Origin of the sequence: Enterococcus sp. 3C7_DIV0644 (assembly GCF_002141235.1) — a bacterium.
Classification (GTDB): Bacteria; Bacillota; Bacilli; order Lactobacillales; family Enterococcaceae; genus Enterococcus_D; species Enterococcus_D entomosocium.
Genome location: NZ_NGLK01000001.1, coordinates 88,593 through 112,329, shown reverse-complemented (window position 1 = coordinate 112,329; position 23,737 = coordinate 88,593). Strand labels below are relative to the sequence as shown.

Genomic DNA, 23,737 nt, shown 5'->3' with positions numbered 1-23,737 from the left:
TCTTTCCATACCTTTTGGTTATGGATAATCACGAAACTGGTATTTTTTATTATAACAAACTTCCGATATTATGACACAGGAAAGAGAAATTGCTTAGGAGGTGTTTCATGAGTACAGGTTTCGTATACCCAGGACAAGGCAGTCAGACCAGCAAGATGCTTGAAGACGTACCTGCCAGTTATTTCCATCGGCTAGAACAGGCGACAGGCTTTGATTTACACCGTGTATCGGAGAATCTAGAACAAGATACCGTCTATATTCAGTTGGCGCTTTTAGTAAAAGCGGCTTTTTACACGGACCAGATGAAAGCCTCTGGTGTGCAACCTCAGCTTGTGGCGGGGCATTCGATTGGCGCTTTTTCCGCTGCGTTAGCTTGTGAAAGCTTAAGTTTCGAAAATGCCGCTAGCTTGGTCTATCATCGGGCGACATTGATGAAAGAAGCCTATCCGACTGATTATGCCATGGGGGTACTTGTTGGTGTAACGAGAAGTGAAGCAGAAGCGCTCGTGGCAAAAACATTTGATCCTGCTGCTCCCGTCTATTTGTCAAATGAAAATTGCCCCATGCAGCATACGATCTCTGGTCATCTCAAAGGCTTGCGCAAGACGCTGGCTCAAGCGAAAGACTATCATGCGCAAACCGCCAAACTTTTAGCAGTGCCTGTGCCGTCCCATTGTGTGTTGATGACAGAACCCGTGAAACGGTTTGCGCCATTTATGAACACGTTATCCCTTGATGTGCCTATCTGTCCGTACCTCAAAAATACAGATGGGCGGATGACCATGAATCCTGAAGAGATCCGCCGTGATTTGCTGCAAAATATTGCTTTTCCGGTGCAGTGGAACAAGATCATGGATGTTGCCTACGAAGCAGGACTTGATTTGGCTCTTGAATTTCCTCCGGGCAATACCTTAACAAAACTGATCCAAGCAAAATTTGGTGAAAACAAAGCGATCCGTGTGATCAATTTGGATCAACATGGCATGGATGATGCTTTATTCCTATATCAAAAATGGAGATGAATACAATGGAAAAACCTGCAAGAAACTGGGCAAGTAAACGTGAAAAGAAAGCCCAAACCATGAAAAAAATCGAGCATCTTCTCGATGGAAAATATGTCCCAACGGAAGCAATCATTGAAGTCTTAGAACAGTTGATCCGTCCGGGAGACAAATTGGTCCTTGAAGGCGACAATCAAAAACAAGCAAGCTTTCTATCAAAAAGCTTAGAACAAGTCGATGCTCAAAAAGTCAACAATTTGCATATGATCATGTCGAGTATCTCCCGTCCAGAACATTTGACGATATTTGAAAAAGGCATTGCAACGAAAATCGATTTTTCTTATGCAGGCGCACAAAGTACGCGCGTTGCCCAAATGATTGAAGACAAAACCATGAAATTAGGGGACATTCATACGTATTTGGAATTATATGGTCGCTTATTTATCGACTTGATTCCGAATGTGGTCCTTGTGGCGGCGGACAAAGCCGATCGCCAAGGAAATCTTTATACAGGTTACAATACGGAAGAAACGCCAACGATCGTCGAAGCAGCAGCCTTTAAAGATGGGATTGTGATCGTCCAAGTTAATGAAGTGGTCGATCGTTTGCCGCGGGTCGACATTCCCAGCGATTGGATCGATGTCGTCGTGGTAGCAGACCAACCGTATCAATTAGAAGCCCTCTTTACGAGAGATCCGCAAAACATTACGGAATTACAAATTTTGATGGCGATGATGGCATTAAAAGGAATCTATGCAGAACATGAAGTACAATCGTTGAATCATGGGATCGGTTTTAATACCGCTGCGATCGAGTTACTTTTACCAACCTATGGAGAAACGCTTGGAATCAAAGGAAAAGTAGCGAAAAACTGGGTCTTGAATCCTCATCCAACGATGATTCCAGCTATCGAATCTGGTTGGGTCGAAAGCATCCACAGTTTTGGTGGGGAAGTTGGTATGGAAAAATACATTGCCGCTCGTCCAGATGTATTCTTTGTCGGAAAAGACGGCTCGATGCGCAGCAATCGAGCATTATCCCAAACTGCAGGTCAATATGCCATCGATATGTTTATCGGTTCGACCTTACAACTGGATTATCAAGGAAATTCTTCTACAGTGACGAAAGGCCGCTTATCTGGATTTGGTGGTGCACCAAATATGGGGCATAATCCGGGGGGCCGTCGGCATTCGACTCCAGCTTGGCAATCCTTACGGGATGAAACAGATCCTTTAGCAAAAGGACAAAAATTAGTCGTTCAAATGGTTGAAACGTATGGTTCCAATAAAAAACCTGTTTTTGTAGAAACGTTAGATGCGTTGGCTGTCCAAAAGCAAGCTGGTTTAGCCAATGCCCCAATTATGATCTATAGCGAAGATACGACGCATATCGTGACAGAAGAAGGCATCGCTTATCTTTATAAAGCAAACTCAAAAGAGGAAAAACAAGCAGCAATCGCAGCCATCGGTGGTGTAACCCCACTAGGAATGACCAGCACAAAAGCTTCTCTGGATGCCTTGCGCAAAGCGGGAATCGTGAAATTACCAGAAGACTTAGGGATCAAACGCAGTGATGCCAAACGATCATTGCTAGCAGCTCAAACCGTTGATGATTTGATCGAATGGTCCGATGGGTTGTATGAACCGCCAATGAAATTCAGAACGTGGTCTTAATAAGAGCAAGAGGAGAGAAGAAGAGATGGAAAAATTAGCTTATACGTATCAAACAACGAAACCAGTCACCAAAAAAGTCCATGTTGGCGTGGTTGGTTCTGGTGACTTGGAAATTCTGCTTTTTCCAACGGACAAACAAGAAACCACCGTTTCAGTTTGTACAGGAAGTGATGGCTTTGGCGATGTGTGGCAAAATGTCTTGACACGTTTTTTTGAGCGCTATCCAATCAGTGCGCAAATAGTGATCAACGACTTTGGCGCCACTCCCGGTGTGGTTTACCTACGATTAACCCAAGCAATGGAGGAACTAGCAGATGAAGAATAGTTTTGTAGAATTAAATGCCCGAGAACGGGTGCACGCATTATTGGATGCCAAGAGCGGTCGTGAATTGATCGATCCATTCGACCAAATGATCGCACCCAATCTGGTGGCTCAAGACATCGTGCCACAAAGCGATGATGGGATCGTTGTTTGCCGTGGAACGATTTCTGGAGAAAACGTGGTCGTGATCGCTATGGAAGGAAAATTCCAAGGTGGCGGGATCGGTGAAGTTTCTGGTGCTAAAATCATCGCGGCATTGACTCATGTGTTGGAAGAAAACCAAAAGGGCAATCCGATCACACCGATCATCATCCTCGATACTGGTGGCGTACGCCTCCAAGAAGCGAATTACGGCTTATTGTCGATTGCAGAAATCGGCAATTTGATCGTTGCAATAAAATCGTATGTGCCAGTGATTGGCTTAGTGCCAGGTCGGGTGGGTTCTTTTGGCGGTATGTCGATTACCTCAGCACTTATGAGCTACTTGATAGCGACGAAGAAAGCCCGTATCGGTTTGAACGGTCCTGAAGTCATCGAACAAGAAGCTGGCGTGAGAGAATTTGATTCCAGTGATAAAGATTTGATTTGGAACACCATTGGCGCCAAACAACGTTTGGCAGCACAAATGATCGATGAACTAGTGACTGACAGTGTCGAATCGATCCAAGAAGCTGTGATTGCGGCGATGGTTAAAAAGAAAGACAGTCATCGCAGCGAAAAAAGTGGTTTTTATCTTTCTCTTTTAAACGAACTTGATCTATCAAAGCCGCTGACTATCGAGGCATACAATAAGGCTCTTGCAGCGCATAAAGCAACTGGAGTGGCACCTATTACTGTAACAGAAGGCAAAGAAGCTGCTGCTGACAGTATCGGTTATCACTGGTTTTCAGCATTGACGAATCTGCAATTCCCAACCTCAACTAGTGCAACTGTCTATGCAGCTGCATCTGACCTTTTTACTGAAGAAGTCGTTGTTACAGCGATCGTGCCAAACCCAACTAATCCGATGTATCGGGTACGCAAGGGAGAAGTTGGTTTAGTCGAAGGGTATGAGATGGGCCACCTGTTAGAAACTGTTTATCAAGAAGACAAAGAGAAAGCAGTCAAACGACCAATCATTGCGGTCATCGATGTCCCTAGCCAAGCGTATGGCTACAATGAAGAATTGATTGGTATTCATGCAGCTTTAGCAAACAGTGCGGCAGCTTATGCCAAACTACGCCAAGCGGGTCATCCAGTGATCGGTTTTATCGCTGGTAATGCGATCTCTGGGGCTTTCTTAGCGCATGGCTTGCAATCAAGTCGTCTGATCGCACTAAATAGTGAAAAAATCACTGTTCAGGCAATGTCAAAAGAAAGTGCAAGTCGGGTCACCAAACGGTCGATTGCCGCGATTGAAGCCGCTGCGGAAAAAGTACCAAGTATTGCTTATGATATCAAAAATTATACGAAACTTGGGGCAATCTTCACTTTCTTATCCTCCATTACGGATCAGTCTGTCACCTCTGAAAGCAAAGCGACTGTAATTGAAGCGATCAATGAGGCGATTGATGATGTGCGTAAAACGAATGACACGATGTTGACCAGTCGCTACACCAATCCGATCGCTAAAAAGAGCGGCCGGCTGGAAACGAATAACGTATTTGAAAAAATGAATGCAGAATGGAATGAGTAACGAATGAACCGTGCCCACGATATCATTCAATTAGATAAAGAAGTTCTTGATATGATTGATATTCCGAAATGGTTTTCTGAAAAAGAACAGCTTTTTGCGACCGTCCGTCGTGGGAAACCCAGCAACCCTAGCTATTTACCCGTGGGGTTGCGCGGGGAAAAGCGGCAAGAACGGTTTGCCTTTGAGGCACCCTGTAACATGATCAAACGAACGATCCATCCTTGGGAATTGACCAGTCGTGAGAGCTTCCGATTCAATGAAGTAGCCAATTATCCAGTTTACCGCAGCTATCAAAAAGCACGGCTTTTATTGAAGTACTATTCTTGGGGAATTGGTGGCAGTTTGGGTTTTGAATTAGCTGCAAAACAGGCAGCAATCAAGCCGACAAGTGATTTAGATCTGTTGCTTTATGCCGACACGAAAGAAAAGCTGCCATTGGAACTATTGGAAAAGCAGGCAGCCTTTTTTCAACAGATCGATGTTCAAGTTATCACAAAACAAGGCGGGTTTGCCTTAAAGGAGTATTTGGAACATCCATCAAAAAAAATCTTAGTAAAAACAGACGAAGGGCCAAAACTCACCACTGAGATTTGGTAATTATTAGAAAAGTGAGCGAAAAACATGTTTGAGAACAACGATTTAAAAATCAACATCAGTGATTTCCAAAAAGTATTTGCCGTGACAGCAGTAATGATGCAAACGATTTTGACTTTTGCCTTATCCAATACCCAAGATGAAAAGACTGCAGCATTCATCGGTACCTTTTATGTCTTGGTGAAATTTACCGCACCCCTGTTTATTTTTGCTATTGTTTATAACATGGTTAAGACAAGTCAACATCTGTCTTATCTAGAATTTTTGAAAGAAAAGTTTTTTGAACTTGTCGTGCCATATGTGCTTTGGACGACGGCTTATTTATGGCTCTTTCCCGCTGTCCAACAAGGAAAACCTTATGCTGATACAGCAACGTTTTTACTGAAATATGTGACGGGGGATGCGGCGCCACACTTGTGGTATACGATCATGATGCTGCAGATCCAATTGTTGATGCCGTTTTTTGTCTGGTTAGGTTACAAAGTGTTGACGAAGAAAAAAGCTGTTTGGCCAGTATTGATCGTCGCAACTGCTTTGTATGCCGCTTGGTATGTGTTTTATGATCGCCAAGTTTTTGAAGGACCGCATCATGAAAACTGGTATTTATTGGATCGGTTTGTCTTTAGCTTTGCGATCTATGGGATCTATGGCGAAGCCGCTTTGATTTATCACGAAACTGTCTATCGCTTCCTATACAAGATTCGCTATGCTTTCTTGCCAGTGGGTTTAGCATTGGGGCTATTATCTGCCAATCATCTGCTACATTATGCAGGTGATCTAAGTTTCGCTCATGCACCGTATTTAAATACATTGCAAAGCTTATATAGCTTAGTATTGATTTTTGCAGTCTTTATGTTTGGGTCAACTATGATCAAGAACAATGCCCCTCAGTTAGGGACATTTAAGTGGCTATCTACTTATGCGTATCGAACCTATCTTGCCAATGTTTTTGTCTTTCAAGTTTTGTTGCTATGCTTCAAAGATTTGTTGCTGCAACTGCCAATGGGCATCATGATCATCGTCGCTTATTTGGCAACTGCCAGCTGTGGTTTTTTAACAAGCTATGTTTTGCATGTTTTATGGGTAACGATCAAAGGTCAAATCAAAAAATAGAGGAGGAGTTGGATGTTTGCATTTGCTGTAGAAGAAAATTGTCGACGACTCGCCCAATTGGTAGAAGAAGCCTTGATTGCAGAAGTGACATTGTCCCCAAAACCTGGGTTAGTGGATGCCATTGATTCAGGTGCCCATCACGATATGGATCAAGCACTCTTTCTGCGATCAGCTCGAGCATTGACGCCATACTTTGAAGAAATGGCCTTGGTGTCTTGGGGAAGCAGCATGTCTCAAGAGTTGCGGGAAGCAATCGCTGCAATCGGTCGGAAGGCAGAACAGGCGATGTTGGCAGCCACTGGTGGCATCAACACTCATAAAGGAGCCATTTGGGCATTAGGCTTGCTCATCAGCGCCGTCAGTAGCCAACTTAGTCGCAAACAGCGGATTTTTTTGCCAGAAGTCTTTTCTGACATCCAGCTTCTCACTGCATTTCCTGATCATGCGCTGACTCAACAAACGGAAAGTCATGGCAAAACTGTTCAAGCCAAATATGGACATCTCGGTGCGTATGGGGAAGCTGCTGCTGGGTTCCCCCATGTTCAAATCGCTCTAGCGGATTATTTTTCTCGGGATTGTTCCAATGAGACTGAAAAAAGGCTCCACATGCTGTTGGCGATCATCGCTACACTGGACGATACGTGTATTTTATACCGCAGCAATCAAGAGGTACTGGCACTGGTTCAGCAACTCGCACAAAAAGCCAATCAGCAAGCGTTGCCGAACCCAGCATTTCATGCACTAGCAGCCTTCTGCCAGTCAGAAAATGTGTCTCCAGGCGGCAGTGCTGATCTGTTGGCTGCCAGCTTCTTTTTATTGTCCATCAACTCGGTTTTACCCGTAAACGAAGGAAAGACCGTTTACCAATAACTCTTTTCCTTAGAAGAAAGCCAACGATTCTTCTAAGGATTTTTTGTTTCATTTTTTCGCTCGATTAAGAAAAATAAAATCTCTTGCTATTTGCATAGTTTAATGATTAGATAATTCTTAGGCACTACTGAAATGCTTCGTTGCTCCATTGCAACGAATAAAGGAGTTACAGATGAAATACTATAATGCTTTTCTTCAAAATCTTGTGTTGCGGCGCTGGACGGTCCTGTTTATGCTTGCGGGCATTCTTTTTTTGTTTCGCAGTATGATGACCATTCTTTTGCTGACCTTTATCTTTACGTATCTGATTTATCGGCTGGTTCTTTTGCTCCATCGAAAAAGTCATCTGCCCATTAAGCTTACGAGCATCCTGACTTACAGCTTGATTGTTTTTATTCTTTATTTAGTAGCAACAAATTATGTACCAATCATCATCAAACAATCCGTCCAATTAGTCAATTCCGTTGCTGATTTCTACCAACGGACAGACTCCAACAATGAATTGATCGAATATGTCTTGAATTTATTGCAAACCAGTGAATATATTCAGAAATTACAAAGCGGCGTTCTAGTCGTGATCAATTATCTGTATAATTTCGGTGAGTTGGCATTGACGGTGCTGATCTCATTTCTGCTTAGTTTCTTCTTTATGATCGATAACAAAAAGACCGTTGCGTTTTCTCGGCTATTTTTGCAAGGGCGAGGGGCGTGGTTCTTTGAAGATGTTTACTATTTAGGAGCTAAGTTTACGCGTGCTTTCGGAAATGTGATTGAGACGCAGTTGGTGATCGCCTTAGTTAATACAGCAATCACTGTCTTCGCCTTAGCGGTGATGGGCTTTCCGCAGCTGTTGAGTTTGGCGTTGATGATTTTCTTTCTCAGCTTGATTCCTGTTGCTGGTGTGATCATCTCGTGTATTCCATTGACGTTTATTGCCTATTCTATCGGCGGATTTAATGACGTGATCTATATTCTTTTGATCATAGTATTTGTTCATGCGTTGGAATCCTATATCTTAAATCCCCGCTTGATGGCCAATAAAACAGAGATTCCGATGTTTTACACGTTTATTCTCCTGTATCTTAGCGAACATCTCTTTGGTTTGTGGGGCTTGATCATTGGGATCCCATTGTTTACTTTCTTTTTAGATTTAATGAATGTGAAAGAGATTCCGCGATTGCGTAAAAAAACCGATGACACCTTGCAGGACCAATAAAATGATTGCTGTAAAGGATGGCAATTGATAGAAAAACCATCTCTGCCGATGAAAGGCGAGATGGCTTTTTTATTTCGCAGCAATTTTTTTCGTAAAGGAGACAAAGCAGATTGCTGAAGAGGTGCTTTGAAACCTGCCTGTTGGGGAATACCCCAAAGAATGATAAAAGTGAACCAGCTTGGGTTCTTGCAGGATCGTATTCAAATGTATCGTATCTGTTTGTACGTTCCTTTCAATCAAGGTCATTGCTTGTCTACCGATCCCGCGGTTCTCGTAGGAGGGAAGAAGGGCGATGGAAGATAGCTTCGTCGTATGCTCCTGCTCAACCGTCAGTTTTAGGAAGCCCACGGTTTTCTGAGCGGTCATGATTAAATAATAAGTGGTATTCGACGCAGAAAACTTTGCGTTTAGCTTCTCAAAACTTTGTAAATAGGGAGAAGTTTCTCCATCTTGATAACGGAGAAAGAGAGATTTGAAGGCAGCTTTTTGTATCAAGTAGATAGAAAGTAAATCGGAAAGCTTCGCTTCTTTAAGCTGAATGAGCATGCACACTCCATAAAAAGTCAGACATCATTTGTTGAAAGACATTGATTCGGTATAGAAGGTCCTGATGAAAAAGCCATCGAAGAGCAGTCTTTCATTGGCTCGTTTCCGTTTTGATCCTTCCCTCAACCAGAGGTTCAAAAACGAAGAGATCCGCAGGGCTTCGTGCCAACGGTGTTTTATTGAAAAAGATCATTTATCGATGTAACCAAGTCGTCATAGGTTTGACCGGTAGCGATTGCATAAACGGAAAGCAAAAAGACGAGGGCTGCTGCCAGCACGTAAAAAATTCGGAGGCGATAACCGTCACCTGTCCGGCGATTTTTTACAAAAGTAAAAATCGTCACAGCTAGATAAGCGAAGGTCAATAAACAAATAAGATACGTAATAATTTCTGGTGTCATGGGCGTTTTCCTTTCTTTTTCTATTTGTATAAAAATATACTCAATAAATATAATATAACCATTTCGATACCGTCAAAGAAAGCGCTCAATTTTTGATACAAAAAACTGACCGAGTGGTAGCCACTGGTCAGTTCTATTCAAAAACGATGGGGCATGATCTTAATTGTCTTTTTTTTCCGCATCTAGCAAGCTTCTTAGTTCATCTGCTAAAGCGATACAGGCAATACTATCCGTTAAGGACATCAGGGAATTTTCGAGTTGTCCTTGTGCAAGAGCGGTGTGAACTGCTTGAATCTCTGAATGGAAATCATCGATCTCGTACCCAATATCATAGACCGTGTCTTCTTGGTCAATCGTCACGGTAAAAGAAGCGGGGCGATGGAAGTTGGGGATCGTGATTTTCCCTTTTGTTCCTTGTAATTCCGCCACCGTCTCTTTTGTTTGGTCAAATCCAGTCTCAATCACTGCAACAAAGTCTTCACTGACAAAGCGTGCTTCAACATAGGTATCAACCCCAGTTTCATAAAGGCTGTAATCGATCATTTCGGCAGTTAAATTTTCTGGTGAAAAATCTTGGATAAAGGCTAAGTTATAGATCCCCATATCCAGTAAAGCACCCCCTTGTTTTGGCAGATAATGGTAAGAACTGCCTTCGACTGGTAAATGGCGGCGAAAAGTAGTCGTGACACTTGTTAGCTCACCGATATGACCACCATCCACAAGTTCTTTTAGTTTGCGATACGCTGGGGTGAAGCGTGGCTTCATGGCTTCCATAAAGAAGACTTCGTGTGCTTGGGCTTGTTTTTGTACATCGCGCATTTCTTGTGCAGTCAAGGTTGCTGGTTTTTCACATAAAACAGCTTTTTTTGCTTGAAAGGCTTTGATGATCCATTCATAGTGATACAAATGCGGCAAAGCAATATAAACGATATCGATAGCTGGATCATCTAATAGGTTTTGGTAGTTATCAAAGACGGCATCACACGGAAATTTTGCTTGAAACGCTTGCGCTTTTTCCATCGTACGACAAGCAACCCCATAAAGCTGGGCATCTTGAAAATTTTCTAAACTTGCAGCAAAGCGATTGGCGATATTTCCGGCACCAATAATTCCCCAATTGATCATTTCATTTCCCTCTTTTCTTCAGTTGACGGGTATTCTGAGAGAATCCCTGATTCCAAAACAGATTGTTTTTTTCTTAACTCGACAATATTTTTTTGATATTCTTTGGCATACAGCAAGGCAAACAGTGAATCTAAAATATACTCAAAGGCGACCTGTGAAGAAAAGGTACCGACTTTGAGAAAATCACGTTCATCATGAGAAGCGATGATCGCATGGGTCGCTAATGGGATGATTTTCGCATGGGCGTTGCCAGAGATTACGATCACTGGTACCCCAACATCACGAAAGTGTTGCATGATTTTTTCGTATTGTGTATTTTTCCCACGATAGGTAATAAACACGGCACAATCATTTTGCGTGACGTTCGATGCATTCCACGCATCATCCCCATATTCATCCGCAATGATCAGATACTTATTGATTTTGACCAACTTATTTTGAAAACTTCTTGCCCGGATCTGAGAATCACCGCGAGCAAATAAGAAAATCCGCTGCGCAGCTTCCAACGATTGCACCACTGCTTCCATCGTTTCTGGAGCGACCTGAGCGTGGGTTTTGTGGATCGAGTTGATCGTTAGATCGGCCATTTTTTTCATAATATCAGGTGTTTGATCCTTGGGCGAAAAGGGAAAATTCGCGTCAACAAAGGTTGGGTTGAACATCTGATTATGGGCAATTTCAGCCAGACCTAAGCGAAAACTTTTAAATCCTTCATACCCCATCTTTTTGGCTAGACGAATGACGGAAGAGTGGGATGTGTATGTATGCTTAGCGATGACTTCAATCGTCAACGAAGGCACATCATTGATATTTTGCAAAATATAATCGGCAAGCCGCTTCTCCGTATTGGTCAATCCTTCTTGAAGCCGTAATTTATCTCCTAATAACATCAAACCACCTCTTTCTAATCATAGCCTAGGACAAAGAAAACCAAAAGCAAAAACTGTACCTTTTTGGCAATTTGGTAAAAATGTTCAGAACCACTCAGCAGTTTGCGAAAAAGTCTGGTCAAAAGAACCTGTTTTTGGCAAAAGACTTCTCATTTCGAAGGATATCAGCAATAATCAAGCTATCAATTCATAGGAGGCGTCACAATGTTAACTATCGCATATCTCGGAAACGGAAAAAGCACCAATCGCTACCATCTGCCTTTTTCAACCAAGCTGCAGGATAAGATCAAAGTAAAGACGATCTATTCACCAAGCGGCAAGCTGACCTGGCCAACACTAGAAGGCGTTCATTACACCTCTGACTTAGAGGATATCTACCGTGATCCTGAAATTCAATTAGTTGTGGTCACGACCCCCAGTCATTTGCATTATGAATTAGGCAAGGATGTCTTGCTCCATGGGAAAAATGTCTTGATCGAAAAACCTTTTACGGAAACTTCGGCACAAGCAAAGGAATTGTTCGCACTGGCGCAAGAGAAAGGCTTATTTGTGCAATGTTATCAAAATCGCCGCTTTGATTCCGATTTTTTGACTACGCAAAAAGTGATCGAAAGCGGCGTGCTCGGAGATCTCTTAGAAGTAGAGATGCATTATGATTATTTTCGTCCAGAGATTCCACGGTCAGTGACCGAATTTTCATTGAATACTAGCTACTTGTACGGACACGCTTGTCATACACTGGACCAAGTGATCTCCTATTTTGGGCAACCAGACGATGTCCATTATGAGGTTCGGCAATTGCTTGGAAAAAATCGCATGAATGATTACTTCGATTTGGATCTGTTTTATGGTCGAATGAAAGTCTCTGTCAAATCTAGTTACTTCCGATTAAAAGAGCGGCCTAGTTTTGTCGTTTATGGCGAAAACGGCGTTTTTGTAAAACAAACGAAGGATCGACAAGAAGAGCATCTAAAACAGTTTTATCTCCCAGATCATGCCGATTTTGGGATTGATTTGCCAGAGCACTATGGCACACTAACTTATATGGATGCTAACGGTGACTACCATGAAGAAAAAGTCATCTCTGAAATTGGTGATTATAGCCGTGTGTACGAGGGCGTCTATGAAACGATCATCCATGGCAAAGAGAAAATCGTGAAAGACGAAGAAACGATTTTACAAATCGAAATGCTAGAAACAGGCATCAATCAAATGATCACTGAGTCATAAGGCAGAGTGATTACGAGGCTTTTGACAAACAAAGCGCCTGAAGGCATCAACTGACTCAACGTAAAGGAGTAGATACGAATCGAATCTTCAGAAATCCTGCAAGAAGAACAGCAGCTGCAGTTTGCTCATTTTGACAATGACCTCGCATTGCGATTGGTAATTGCCATTGATCAGTACGTTAAAAGGAACTACCCGAAGCCTGTAGGGATCAAAGTTGTTCATCATGGCTTGCCGATCATTCGATTTTTAATGGCAGGGCGAAAAGAAAGCCCTTGGCTTGAAAGAAAAGAACGAACGGTACTAGAAAGCGGGCATAGTTCACTATACGTCTATGCGCAAAAAGATAGAGATATACAATTTGCTAAATGGGCACAAGACGAACATTATGCAGTTTGTGGTGGTGGTTTTCCAATTATCGAAGATAGAGAAGTCACTGGTGCTATCTGTGTGTCAGGTTTGGCCCATTTAGAGGATCATAAAGTGATCACCGAGGTATTGAAACAAATGATCTAAGAAGATAGAAAAGGGGAAGCAAGATGAACTTAGCGATTTTAGGGGCAGGCATGATCGTCCATGATTTTTTGACGGTGGCAGGGGATGTCCCGCAGCTTGAACTGTCCGCTATTTTTGGGACAGAAAATGATTTAGAGAAAATGAATCACTTAAAACAGCAATACGGGATTCAAACCGTCTATACAGAGTTAGGGGCATGTTTGGCGGATCCCTCCGTTGACACCGTGTATGTCGCATTGCCCAATCATTTGCATTATTCCTTTGCCAAAGAAGCGATCCTCGCTGGCAAACACGTCATTTGTGAAAAGCCATTTACGTTGCAGGCACGAGAATTAGTAGAATTAACAGAATTGGCTGCTGCCCATGGGGTGCTTTTGATGGAAGCCATCACGAATCAGTACTTAGCCAACTACCAAGGAATAAAAGCGCAGCTTGAAACATTGGGAGAGCTGAAAGTGATTGAATGCAACTATTCGCAATATTCTTCTCGTTATGATTCATTCAAAGAGGGAACCGTTTTACCTGCATTTAACCCAAAAATGGGTGGTGGGGCATTGATGGATATCAATATCTATAATATTCATTTTGTGGTCGGGCTTTTAGGAAAACCTAAAAGTGTCCGCTATTTTGCTAATGTCGAAGAGGGGATCGATACTTCTGGCATGCTGTTTTTAGACTATGAACAAACAAAAGTCGTTTGTATTGGCGCCAAAGATTCGACAGCGACGATTCGCTCAACGATCCAAGGGACGAAAGGATCGATCATCGTCAATGGGCCGACGAATATGCTTGCCAGCTATGACGTTGAACCGGTCAATGGGGAAAAAATCCATCAGGATCAAAGCGTTCACGGACATCGTATGTTTGAAGAATTTGCCCGTTTTGCACAAGCCATTCACGAAAATGATCATGCCTTTGTCAAGGAACGCCTTGCACATAGCAAGCTGGTGATGGAAGTAGTGGAAAAAGCATTGGCAGATGCCCAGATCGTATTAGGATAATCGCATCAATGTGGAAAGACACCAGCTTCTTAGAGAAGTTGCTGGTGTCTTTGTGTGTTGTCTTATTTTTTCTTCTTTAAACTCAATAAGGTTAGTGGGATACCCAAGGTGAGATAGCCGACAATTGTCATCAAACAGACGACCAGCCAAAAATTATCTACTGCTAGAAACGCAATCAGGCCATAGGCCACCAGAATCGAGAGAAAATAAAAAAGAAAGAGCTGAAAAAAACGTTTAAAACTCACAGTCATTCATTCTCCTTTGTCGTTAAACTGACAAGAAAAGTATACCATATCAAACGCAATTTTAAGGGATGATTGTGATCATTCGCAGGAGCCGTTAAAGGCGAATTGTTTTGTGGGCTGACCGTGATTCGCTATACTTGAAGGGAAGAGAAAGAGCAGGATTTTTTTAAGAGAAGGAGGAGACAGATGAAAAAGGTGGATGTACTGATTATCGGAGCGGGTCCAGCTGGTACGGCTGCTGCCTACGGGTTAAAAGCCAAAGGAAAGACAGTGGCGATCGTCGAAGCTGATTTATGGGGTGGCACGTGCCCCAATCGCGGGTGCGATCCGAAAAAACTACTGATGCGAGGCGTAGAAGTCAAAACAGAGGCGAAACGTATGCAAGGCAATGGCGTTCAAGGGCAGGTAGCCATTGATTGGCCGGCACTGATGGCGTTTAAACGCTCGTATACTGATCGTGTGCCGGAGTCAACCAAACAAGGGCTACTGGCAGAAGGGATCACTACTTACTACGGACAAGCCGCTTTTCGTGATGTCCATACGGTCATCGTGGGCGCAGAAGAGATTCAAGCAGAAAAAATAATCATTGCGACAGGACAGCGTCCAGCCGTACTGCCAATCGTCGGCAAGGAGCATTTACAAAACAGTACTGATTTTCTTTCCTTTGAAAAGATGCCAGCAACGATTGCTTTCATAGGTGCTGGATATATTACCTTCGAATTGGCGATGATTGCTCAAGCAGCAGGTGCTGAAGTTCATGTGATTCATCATAATGACCAGCCATTAAAAGGATTTGATGCTGAATTGACCGCAGAAATGGTTCGTTCAATGCAGGACCAAGGTGTTTCGTTTCACTTTAACCAGAACACACAGCGAATCATGAAAGAACAAAACCACTATACAATTCAGACACAAGCATTGTCTCTCACCGTAGAAGCAGTGATTGGTGCCACGGGACGCAGACCCAATAGCGATCAGCTGCAACTGGAAAAGGCAGGGGTAGAAACGTCAAAACAAGGGATCGTTGTAAATGAGTTTTTGCAGACTAGTCAACCACACATCTACGCAATCGGAGATGTGCTAGCGAAAAAGCAGCCAAAACTGACGCCTGTTGCTAGCTTTGAAGCCGCCTATCTTGTCGAGCATATAGATGACCAGAAAACGCCCATCCGCTATCCACTGATCCCTACACTAGTTTTTGGTGCGGAAAAACTGGCAAGAGTCGGGATCAGTGAGCAAGAGATTGCCGATAATGCCTCAGAATATCATAGTGAGGTGATAGATCTTTCTTCTTGGTATACCTATCGACGAATCAATGATCAAGAGGCAAAAATCAAATTGGTTTATGACACATTTGATACAATCGTTGCTGTCACGATTTTTTCTGCACTGGCGGATGAGTTGATCAACCACTTCGTTTTTGTGTTGGAAAATCAGCTATCGAAAGAAGCACTGGCACAAATGATTTTTGCCTACCCCACACCTGCTAGCGATTTGTCCTATTTTCTATAAATAAACAAACAAGCCTGCGCTAGTTTCCGCTAGCACAGGCTCTAAATTATTATGTCCGTATTGACTATAGTCCGTGAACCTTAAATGAACCTTAAAGTTAGGCTGGGTTTCATTTAAGCAATGCCTTTGTTTTCTAGTAACCCTAGGTTTAGGCTTTTTTTGAAAGCCGACGGACAGCAACAATCAGTAAGATCGATGACAAGAAGAGTCCGACCAAATAGATGATGAAAATAGAATCTGGCTCATAGTGCCGATAATTGAATATTTTTACCATAAAAAAGAGAAACGGGATCGCTGCAATAAGGGTTGAAACGAAACGTTTCCGCCATTGTATGAAAAACGATCCAATCACTAGAAAAAGACAAAACGGGATCCAAAAGACCAAATGTCCGATAAGTTCGATTTTTCACACCTCCTAGCAAGTAAAATCATCATAACGTTTCTTCCTAAAAAGCAAGCGTGAATGAAAAAATAATCTCATTAGGCATGTATGAAATTATGAGTGGAGTCTTCTGAAAAGTTCACAAGAAATCTGAGAATTTCAAAAGGAAATGAAAAAACGGGCGGTTAGGAATGTCCCAATAGTCCGAGACAAGAAAGCACCTCTTGCAGCATTCGTTTTCACTTGAATCCTACAAGAGGTGCTCTTCCGTAGAAAATCTGGTGCTTTATTCAATTCAGTGGACCAAAGTGTAAGAAAAATCCGAGAATCAGTAATACAAACAGCAGCAGGAAGAGCAGGTTGAAAATGGTCATCAAGCGAAAACTGAAATGCCAATTACTCAGGAAATACTGATATTTCGCTGCTCGGTAAACTTTGTTTTGAATCGGAATTTTCTTGAGTGCAGGGATCGATTCATGATAGGACGTAAATAATTCGTAGTCTTTTTTCGTCAGTACTTCTGAGAAAATGTGCGTCCCTGCCTGAAAGTCGAAATAGCCCCAATGGAATTGTTCTTTATCCTCTGGTGATTCGTGCTTCATCAGCTTTCTTGGCTTGATGGTGAAGGCTTTGATGGTCTCATAGGGGTAACTGAAATAGGTGTTGCTTTCTAGATAGTCGATGATGACCAAAAAAAGCATTCGGGTCTCTGTGAAAACCAACAAACGATTGCCGCGGGTATCATGAAAGATGTCACGGTATGCTTTTGCTTTCTCGGTTGTTGCATAGGCATAGGCGCCAAGCCCTTGATTGGCGAAGGCGAGGTTTCCATCTGGCGTCAAGGGCAGATAGCCAAGAATCGTTTCGTCTTTTGCTAAAAGCGTCTGAAGCTCCTCTAATAGATCTTGCAAGAAAACATATTGTTTGGACAACTCGAAAGTTGTTGCTTTTTCTTGTTCAGATATTTTTGTCAGTGAATTGTTTTCATTTAAGACTAACTGTTTAAAATCCATCGATAGTCATCCTTTCTTTTAAGCGTTTGCGGCCACGGGAAAGACGATTGTAGATTGCTGAGACATTTAAGTCCGTCTGCTCTGCAATGGTTTCGGGTGATTCCTGATAAAAATAGTAGAGCAGAAAGATCCTTTGATCAAGGGCTTCAAGGTCTTCAATAAAGCCCAAAAAGTTTTCCTTTGTTAAAGGTGATTCTTCAATAGCTAGTTCCTGCTCATCAACAGGTTTTTCTTCCAATGAGCGCTTGTTCAACTTTCGCTTGTGGTCAATCGCACGACTACGACTGATCAAAAGCAGCCAAGTAATCAAGCGGCTTCTGTCAGGTTGATACGCAGCAATCTTTTGCCAAACCTCGTAAAAAACTTCGTTCGCTACATCTTGGCGCTCGCTCACTTCATGCGGTTGGGAGAGGACACTATGAATCGTCCTCAGCATGCTATCACCATAAACAGCTAACAGTTCTTCTAAGCCGGCATAGTCTTTCTTTTTGATTCGTTCAATGATTTCTTCATCCTGCACCTTTTTCACCCCTTCACACTATATACGAAGAATTTTTGTCTTTTCTATCAGAAAAAGAAAAAAACCTCTGTTAACGAGGTTCATGTTCTTTGGCCAGAAGATCTGTTGCCAAGCGCTGGGCCAAATATTCCCAAAGAATGCCGCCAAAAAAAGCGCCTATCATATAAAGAATGACTGCTTGCAGCTCCAATGGATTATTTGCTAGCCAGAAAGAAAATAGCGAGCCGATGATGAATAGGTAGCTGCCAAAAAGCACTTGCCGCCACGAGCGTTTTTTAACAAACTTGCTAATGAGAAAGGTTGAAAGGATCATCAAGAGAATTTGGATGAATGCCAGCGAAGGCAAAAGTGCAAAGTCAGAAACAACCATTTCCCAAAATTGTTGAATCAAGAAAAAGAAAGCAAAGAGAATGAGCCCGCGTGAGAATATACTAAGCCGCAAGGAAGATATTTTTTTTCGCATTGGTTTACTCCTTGAAAGGTTTTCTTTATTATAGCAAATTTTTAGTTAAACAATGTAAAAAGATGAACGAGAAGGTCTGCAAAAAACTTCTCCTAAGTATGCGCTCTTTTAGTATACTTGAAAGAAACGAGTGGATGGACTCGATACATGAGGAGGATTGCATGCCAATGATTCTTTTTGCACCTGCGGTATTCAACTTGGCTGAAACGACACGGATGATCGAAGTCGCTAAACAAATGCAAGGAAATCACCACTGTGAGTTCTTTGGTTTTTCAAAGACCTTTGCTTCACTTATCATTGAAAGTGGTTTTACGTACCATTTATTGACGCCGACTCTTACAGAAAAACAAGAGGAACAGATCATAAAATTAGATCAACTGCGCTCATTCAAAAATCCCTTCACCAAAGAGATGGTTGCTGCGCGTATTCTGAGCGAAAAAAAACTGGTCGACAAGCTTGCTCCTCAGGTGATTGTAACTGGATCGAATGTCACGATCTTTCTATCTGCTCGCAGCAAACAGATTCCCTTAGTCTACGTAAAACCCTATGCGATGAGTGATCCCTTTTTTCGATCAGATAGCGCGTTTATCCCTTCTAGTTTGCGTTTCTTCGGACCGTTAAGGAAACCACTTTGGTATTGGACAAGAAAACAATTAGTAAAATCCCGCTGGATGCCCTGAGCATTCAAACACGCTGCCCAAACAGAAAAACTTTCTATGCCTGAAACGAGCTTACGAATGATGGACGCTGATTTAAATCTCATCACCACTCCTGAACGCTTTATAACAAAAGAGCTGCTGCCAGATAATTATCGAATCGTGGGGCCGATTTTTGCCAAGATGGGGGCGTCCTTGCCAGAAGAAGTGTTGACTTTTATTGAACAAAAGCGGCGGGAAAGAAAACGAATCGTTTATTTTGCAATGGGCAGTTCGGGGAATCCGCGCATGGTGCGAAAAATCTTAGCTTTCTTACAAAACCGTCCGGAACTAGCGATCATTGCTCCGGTTACGCATCTACTCAAGGGGAAACACAACGTCTCAGAGAATTTGTTCCTGACCGAATATCTGCCAAGTCATCTATTGCATGAGCATATCGATTTTTCTTTTATCCATGGTGGGGAAGGGACTGTTCAAACAGCTTGTGCCTCTGGGAAGCCGTTTATCGGAATCGGGATGCACTATGAGCAAAGCTGCAATATTCAGTACTGCGTGGCGTATGGCAATGCAATTGCACTGACAAAACCAGTAACTGAGAAAAAGCTGGAAACTGCTCTGACAGAGGTTGGAGATCTGAAGATTTGCCAACAAGCCTGCCAGCTAAAGAATCATTTCCCGACAAATGGTCCTCAGAAGGCGATGCAGGAGATTGAGCACTTTTTAGAAATAAACAATAGTGATTATCATTGAGATAATCACTATTGTTTAATAGAGATCTAATAGCATCAGCAAACCTGGGACCCACGTAGTGAAGATACCGCAAGCGATCGCAAAATAATGAATCTTACGACCAAAGTTTACCTTCACGATCGTATCCAAAAAGCCGCAAAACCATAATGCTCCCCATGTTAACCAAATCAGTGCAAAAAGGGGATCTTGCTCCCATTGCCAAGAGACCCAGGCAAAAGGCAAGGTAATGATGGCTACGAATAGCGCAAAAATTCCATAAATCCGTAGATCCAAACCAAAGAGATAAATAATTCCTACTAGTAAATACGTGAAGGCAAAGAGAAAGCCTGTGCCTGCTTCATAATAAGCACCTTGGAGCATATAGATTAGATTGATAATGAAAGATAACGAACCTGTAAAAAGATTAATTAAAGCAAGTGAACGATAGTCAATGTGAAGTAAACTTCCCCAGCCGTTGATTATCAAAGTAATTCCTACAAAAAATAAGCCGATCCCTAACATAAAATCCTCCTTTACTTAAATTTAGAATAACAAATTCCAAGAAAAAATAATACCTTTATTTATTTTTATGTCAATAAAAAGGAAAATAATTTTCAAATTTACTATTTTTTGCTGTTAAATTTGATAAAATCAATAACAAAGAGCGCTGCTTGCCGATGTTTTTCTCGTTAAGGGGAAAATTCCAGCGTTTAAAAGGAACTTTAACTCGTTGGAAGAATGGGAAAAGAGAGAGGAACAATAGATTTTCAGTGTATTAATTGGACAAAAAGCTGACGAGGCAGTAGCTTATCGGTTTTTACGAATTTGCAGCAGTGAAGACTGTTTTGCGGAAAGGAGGAATTATGCCGAGAAAAGATCGAATCTTACTTTTTATTGACGAATATATGCAAGCTCAAGGTTGCGCACCTACCATACGAGAAATCTGTGCCAATGAAGAGATAAAAACAACTTCTTTGGTTTATCGTCATTTATTGCGTCTTGAAAAAAGAGGCCTGATTTACCGAGCTTATCGCTTTAAGTCACGTTCGGTTCGTTTTACAGACGAAGGGAAGGCCTATGTCAAAGTGTTGCGACAAGCACAAGCCAACGAAGAATAAATAAAACCAAAATAAAAAAGCCTTAGGCTTTTTTATTTTGGTGCACGGTAGCCGGCAGCTTCCGCTTCAGCGATGGTTTTGAACCATTCTTTCGGGTTGGTAGTATCCTCGTAGTATTTAGATCCGGGCAAATGATAGATGCCGCTTCTTGATCCTTTGATCAAACCGTTTCCTTGTTGATCGACATATTCTTTCTGTTTTTCCTCTGTTTCACTGCTTTGAGAAGTGGCTGTTGTCGTGTTGTTTTCACTACTTGTAGCATTCTCCGGCTGCGTCATATCTTCGTTGGAAATCTCGCTGCTACCATCCGCATAGTTGATTGTGACACCATCTTGGATGTTGAAGATATAATAGTTGAATTGGATCGTATCCTCGCCAATAGATTGGGCTTGCATCTGTACCCCACGGGCAACCAGCTCGTCATCGCGATAGATCGGGGTGACGGAATATCGGACATAATGATTTTTATCTTGCTTGAGATAATAGTTGATATCCATTTCTAAGCGCAACATCTCGGGATTGTTCAACTGACTTGTCCCTGTGATCAGATTCTTCCAGTTTGCATTTTCGCCAGCTAAAGCAAAGCCAATCAAGTGGGTTCGATTATATAAATATTTCCCATTGGGGAGCTGTTTATTACGCCAACCTGTCGGTTTCACACTGGAAATATCGCCACGCTTTTCCGTGGGCATCAAGGATTGATTCAACATTGCTTCAGCAGAGGTCGCACGATTGAGGTGATCGAGGTCGCCGTATGCTTCCCAGGCGCCATTTTCAAGGGAAAGATCATCTTCTGAAAACTCAGGAATGTTCTGATTGACTTCAATCGTTTGGGTGCCTTGGTAAGTTAACTGTGCCAGCTCATCTGCACGAATATCCTTAGCAGAAGTGACTGCCACTTCTGATGATGGTGTTTTGTGATTTGGGAATAGATCATTACTGTGTAGGAAACTAAATCCGACTGCTGCGAGTGCGAGAAGCGCAGTGACCGATCCGATAAATGTTTTTTTCTTTGCCATCTTTTTTGCCTCTCTTTTCATTGATGTATAGTTAGCATAAACGGGGAGTAAAAAAACTGCAACCCATTCATCATACCATTTGCATGGAGCGTTTTACAGAACTTTCAGGTTTCTTTTGCTTTTTGATCTCAAATGTTCTTAACCCACTTTCTTTACCAAGGGAACATGCCTGAATGGTTTTTTTTATTTGCAAGTCAAATTTTTCATGTTTTAAAAAAACTATGTGATATAATGAATAAAGTTGTTGCTATTTCCCTTTGATGCTTGTTTTAATAACAGGCATCTCCAGCTGCGGAACGAAATTTCAGCTGTATAGCACGCAACCTTCAAACGAAAGAAATCTGGACAATTTTCTGAACGATTTCCTTTCTTTCTTTGAGCAAAATTACAGGAGAAGGAGTGTATCCCATGAACCAGCAAGAAACCATCTTACATTATTTAAATCAGAAAGACTCTGAAAAATTAAAAGAACTCGTATCAGGAATGGAAGAGCTGCCGCTGTTACAATTGTTCAGCAATTTATCCGCGGATGAAAAAGTGATCGTTTTCCGACTATTACCGAAAGATAAAGCACTTATCCTGTTTGAAGATTTGACACCAGCTACACAACAACACTTATTACGCTCTTTCACCGATGAACGGGCAACCGAGTTTGTGAACGAAATGGCACCAGATGTCCGGGTAAGACTCTTGGATGAGTTGCCAGCGACCGTAACACAAAAACTTTTACAATCAATGGCACCGGATGAACGTGCTGCAACAAACCTCTTATTAGGGTATGAGGCTGAGACTGCTGGACGTTTGATGACACCGGAATTCATCACATTGAAAAAAGATATGACGGTCAATCAAGCGTTAGAAAAAGTGCGAATGCAAGCCAAAGAAAAAGAAACGATTTATACGCTTTATGTTACTGATCAAACGAAAACATTAGAAGGTGTTTTGTCACTGAAAGATCTCTTAATGGCGCAAGGGGATCAACTCATCAGTGAAATCATGTCCCAAAAAGTTATTTATGTTACCACGGACACGGACCAGGAAGAAGCGGCACGTTTGCTAAATGAACTAGATATCATTGCGCTACCAGTCGTAGACAAGGAATCGCGAATCGTTGGGATCATCACTGTCGATGACGCCATCGATGTCATCGAGCAAGAAACGACAGAAGACATGTTTAATGCTGCTGGTTTAGTCGATGTTGCTTCTAATGAAGCAGACCGTAGTAACGTTCTGATCAACGGCAGCCTTTGGCAAATTTGGAAAGTCCGATTGCCGTTCCTAGTGATCACTTTGGTTGCCGGTCTTTTAGCTGGGGTAGTCATTGATGAATTTGAACAAACATTGGAATCGGTGGCAGCCGTTGCGATTTTTATCCCTTTGATCATGGATATGGGTGGAAACGTTGGTACACAGTCCTCAACTGTTTTTGTTCGCGGGATGTCATTAGGGCATATTGATCTTTCGACCTTCACTCGCCATTTCTTTAAAGAAGTTTGGATCGGCTTAAGTCTAGGTTTGATCGTAGGGGTCATCTCTGGGGTTGCTGCATCACTTTGGCAAGGAATCCCGATGTTAGGTGTGGCTGTTGGTATTTCGTTAGTTTTTGCCATGACCTTAGCCGCAGCACTTGGTTTCTTAGTCCCGTTTGTACTGATTAAACTAAACATCGACCAAGCAGCCGGTTCGGCACCGATCATCACATCGATCAAAGATATCGCCGGCTTGTTTATCTACTTCGTTTCAGTAAATGTTCTTTTGGGTCATTTGCTTTAGCATACTGTCCGTTCCGGTGGTATAATAAAGCGACATCACATGATGAGCACAACATAGAAAGGGGAAATGTCCTATGACAAATCAAATGAAGCAACATCAACTCGGAGGTTTCTCTTTTTAAGTGCGGCCTCCTAACT

25 protein-coding genes and 1 pseudogene are annotated in these 23,737 nt (G+C 42.3%); 15 read left to right on the top strand and 11 right to left on the bottom strand.

Translation table 11 applies throughout. The annotated features are described in order from the left end of the window. Positions 1-107 precede the first annotated feature (107 nt). The 8 genes from A5877_RS00580 (at position 108) to A5877_RS00545 (ending at position 8,464) form a co-directional block, all read left to right on the top strand. On the top strand, positions 108-1,022 hold the full coding sequence (locus A5877_RS00580) for an ACP S-malonyltransferase (RefSeq protein ID WP_008379990.1): 915 nt from the start codon (positions 108-110) through the stop codon (positions 1,020-1,022). A gap of 5 nt (positions 1,023-1,027) precedes the next feature. Beyond that, a complete protein-coding gene (gene mdcA, locus A5877_RS00575; RefSeq protein WP_086316139.1) occupies positions 1,028-2,674 on the top strand; it encodes a malonate decarboxylase subunit alpha in 1,647 nt (548 codons plus the stop codon). A 25-nt stretch (positions 2,675-2,699) separates the two neighbouring features. Beyond that, positions 2,700-2,999, top strand: a complete 300-nt coding sequence (locus tag A5877_RS00570; protein WP_005226050.1) for a malonate decarboxylase subunit delta — start codon at positions 2,700-2,702, stop codon at positions 2,997-2,999. Then, positions 2,989-4,671, top strand: a complete 1,683-nt coding sequence (gene mdcD / locus A5877_RS00565; RefSeq protein ID WP_016611805.1) for a biotin-independent malonate decarboxylase subunit beta — start codon at positions 2,989-2,991, stop codon at positions 4,669-4,671. The genes A5877_RS00570 and mdcD overlap by 11 nt, the downstream gene beginning before the upstream one ends. 3 nt (positions 4,672-4,674) lie before the next feature. After that, the gene (locus A5877_RS00560; RefSeq protein ID WP_086316138.1) at positions 4,675-5,268 is read left to right on the top strand and encodes a malonate decarboxylase holo-ACP synthase; all 594 of its coding nucleotides are present in this window, start codon (positions 4,675-4,677) and stop codon (positions 5,266-5,268) included. A gap of 24 nt (positions 5,269-5,292) precedes the next feature. Further along, positions 5,293-6,378, top strand: coding sequence for an acyltransferase family protein (locus A5877_RS00555; RefSeq protein WP_086316137.1), 1,086 nt, complete (start codon positions 5,293-5,295; stop codon positions 6,376-6,378). A 12-nt stretch (positions 6,379-6,390) separates the two neighbouring features. Then, complete coding sequence (locus A5877_RS00550) at positions 6,391-7,248, top strand: triphosphoribosyl-dephospho-CoA synthase (RefSeq protein WP_016611802.1); 858 nt, start codon at positions 6,391-6,393, stop codon at positions 7,246-7,248. 172 nt (positions 7,249-7,420) lie between these two features. Beyond that, complete coding sequence (locus tag A5877_RS00545; protein WP_008379977.1) at positions 7,421-8,464, top strand: AI-2E family transporter; 1,044 nt, start codon at positions 7,421-7,423, stop codon at positions 8,462-8,464. Between the two features lie 69 nt (positions 8,465-8,533). Here A5877_RS00545 and A5877_RS00540 read toward each other — a convergent pair whose 3' ends face one another. From A5877_RS00540 to A5877_RS00525, 4 genes are all read right to left on the bottom strand, one after another. After that, entirely contained in the window at positions 8,534-9,010 is a 477-nt protein-coding gene (locus A5877_RS00540; protein WP_016611801.1) for a GNAT family N-acetyltransferase, read from the bottom strand. Between the two features lie 176 nt (positions 9,011-9,186). Next, on the bottom strand, positions 9,187-9,411 hold the full coding sequence (locus tag A5877_RS00535) for a hypothetical protein (protein ID WP_005235901.1): 225 nt from the start codon (positions 9,409-9,411) through the stop codon (positions 9,187-9,189). A gap of 159 nt (positions 9,412-9,570) precedes the next feature. Continuing rightward, positions 9,571-10,536, bottom strand: coding sequence for a Gfo/Idh/MocA family protein (locus A5877_RS00530; protein ID WP_008379972.1), 966 nt, complete (start codon positions 10,534-10,536; stop codon positions 9,571-9,573). Then, on the bottom strand, positions 10,533-11,426 hold the full coding sequence (locus tag A5877_RS00525) for a MurR/RpiR family transcriptional regulator (RefSeq protein ID WP_016611800.1): 894 nt from the start codon (positions 11,424-11,426) through the stop codon (positions 10,533-10,535). The genes A5877_RS00530 and A5877_RS00525 overlap by 4 nt, the downstream gene beginning before the upstream one ends. Positions 11,427-11,630: 204 nt before the next feature. Between A5877_RS00525 and A5877_RS00520 the strand changes: the two genes are divergently transcribed. The 3 genes from A5877_RS00520 (at position 11,631) to A5877_RS00510 (ending at position 14,170) form a co-directional block, all read left to right on the top strand. Next, entirely contained in the window at positions 11,631-12,656 is a 1,026-nt protein-coding gene (locus A5877_RS00520) for a Gfo/Idh/MocA family oxidoreductase (RefSeq protein WP_086316136.1), read from the top strand. Positions 12,657-12,728: 72 nt separating this feature from the next. Next, positions 12,729-13,169 carry a heme-binding protein gene (locus tag A5877_RS00515; RefSeq protein WP_308810356.1) on the top strand — a complete coding sequence of 147 codons (441 nt, stop codon included), beginning with the start codon at positions 12,729-12,731 and terminating at the stop codon, positions 13,167-13,169. A 23-nt stretch (positions 13,170-13,192) separates the two neighbouring features. After that, positions 13,193-14,170 carry a Gfo/Idh/MocA family protein gene (locus A5877_RS00510; RefSeq protein ID WP_086316135.1) on the top strand — a complete coding sequence of 326 codons (978 nt, stop codon included), beginning with the start codon at positions 13,193-13,195 and terminating at the stop codon, positions 14,168-14,170. 62 nt (positions 14,171-14,232) lie between these two features. Here A5877_RS00510 and A5877_RS00505 read toward each other — a convergent pair whose 3' ends face one another. Then, positions 14,233-14,421 carry a hypothetical protein gene (locus A5877_RS00505; RefSeq protein WP_005226063.1) on the bottom strand — a complete coding sequence of 63 codons (189 nt, stop codon included), beginning with the start codon at positions 14,419-14,421 and terminating at the stop codon, positions 14,233-14,235. Between the two features lie 180 nt (positions 14,422-14,601). Between A5877_RS00505 and A5877_RS00500 the strand changes: the two genes are divergently transcribed. Next, on the top strand, positions 14,602-15,927 hold the full coding sequence (locus A5877_RS00500) for an NAD(P)/FAD-dependent oxidoreductase (protein WP_086316134.1): 1,326 nt from the start codon (positions 14,602-14,604) through the stop codon (positions 15,925-15,927). A gap of 242 nt (positions 15,928-16,169) precedes the next feature. Here the strand turns inward: A5877_RS00500 and A5877_RS17115 are convergent, their stop codons facing one another. From A5877_RS17115 to A5877_RS00475, 4 genes are all read right to left on the bottom strand, one after another. Next, a complete protein-coding gene (locus tag A5877_RS17115) occupies positions 16,170-16,337 on the bottom strand; it encodes a hypothetical protein (RefSeq protein WP_005235914.1) in 168 nt (55 codons plus the stop codon). Positions 16,338-16,599: 262 nt separating this feature from the next. Continuing rightward, positions 16,600-17,322: a hypothetical protein gene (locus tag A5877_RS00485; protein ID WP_254907405.1), complete on the bottom strand. Its 723-nt coding sequence runs from the start codon at positions 17,320-17,322 to the stop codon at positions 16,600-16,602. Further along, the gene (locus tag A5877_RS00480; protein ID WP_005235917.1) at positions 17,312-17,851 is read right to left on the bottom strand and encodes a sigma-70 family RNA polymerase sigma factor; all 540 of its coding nucleotides are present in this window, start codon (positions 17,849-17,851) and stop codon (positions 17,312-17,314) included. Before A5877_RS00480 ends, A5877_RS00485 begins: the two co-directional genes overlap by 11 nt. A 61-nt stretch (positions 17,852-17,912) precedes the next feature. Beyond that, positions 17,913-18,305, bottom strand: coding sequence for a hypothetical protein (locus A5877_RS00475; RefSeq protein ID WP_005235919.1), 393 nt, complete (start codon positions 18,303-18,305; stop codon positions 17,913-17,915). 161 nt (positions 18,306-18,466) lie between these two features. On the opposite strand from A5877_RS00475, the pseudogene A5877_RS00470 reads away from it, so the two are divergent. Further along, positions 18,467-19,711: pseudogene (locus A5877_RS00470) on the top strand (glycosyltransferase). A 15-nt stretch (positions 19,712-19,726) separates the two neighbouring features. Here the strand turns inward: A5877_RS00470 and A5877_RS00465 are convergent. Continuing rightward, the gene (locus A5877_RS00465; protein ID WP_086316133.1) at positions 19,727-20,212 is read right to left on the bottom strand and encodes an AmiS/UreI family transporter; all 486 of its coding nucleotides are present in this window, start codon (positions 20,210-20,212) and stop codon (positions 19,727-19,729) included. A gap of 341 nt (positions 20,213-20,553) precedes the next feature. Between A5877_RS00465 and A5877_RS00460 the strand changes: the two genes are divergently transcribed. Then, entirely contained in the window at positions 20,554-20,808 is a 255-nt protein-coding gene (locus A5877_RS00460; RefSeq protein ID WP_016620130.1) for a LexA family transcriptional regulator, read from the top strand. A 32-nt stretch (positions 20,809-20,840) separates the two neighbouring features. On the opposite strand, the gene A5877_RS00455 is transcribed toward A5877_RS00460, so the two are convergent. Further along, a complete protein-coding gene (locus A5877_RS00455; protein ID WP_008379949.1) occupies positions 20,841-21,827 on the bottom strand; it encodes a DNA/RNA non-specific endonuclease in 987 nt (328 codons plus the stop codon). 408 nt (positions 21,828-22,235) lie between these two features. Between A5877_RS00455 and mgtE the strand changes: the two genes are divergently transcribed. Continuing rightward, the gene (gene mgtE, locus A5877_RS00450; protein ID WP_034878560.1) at positions 22,236-23,600 is read left to right on the top strand and encodes a magnesium transporter; all 1,365 of its coding nucleotides are present in this window, start codon (positions 22,236-22,238) and stop codon (positions 23,598-23,600) included. Positions 23,601-23,737 lie beyond the last annotated feature (137 nt).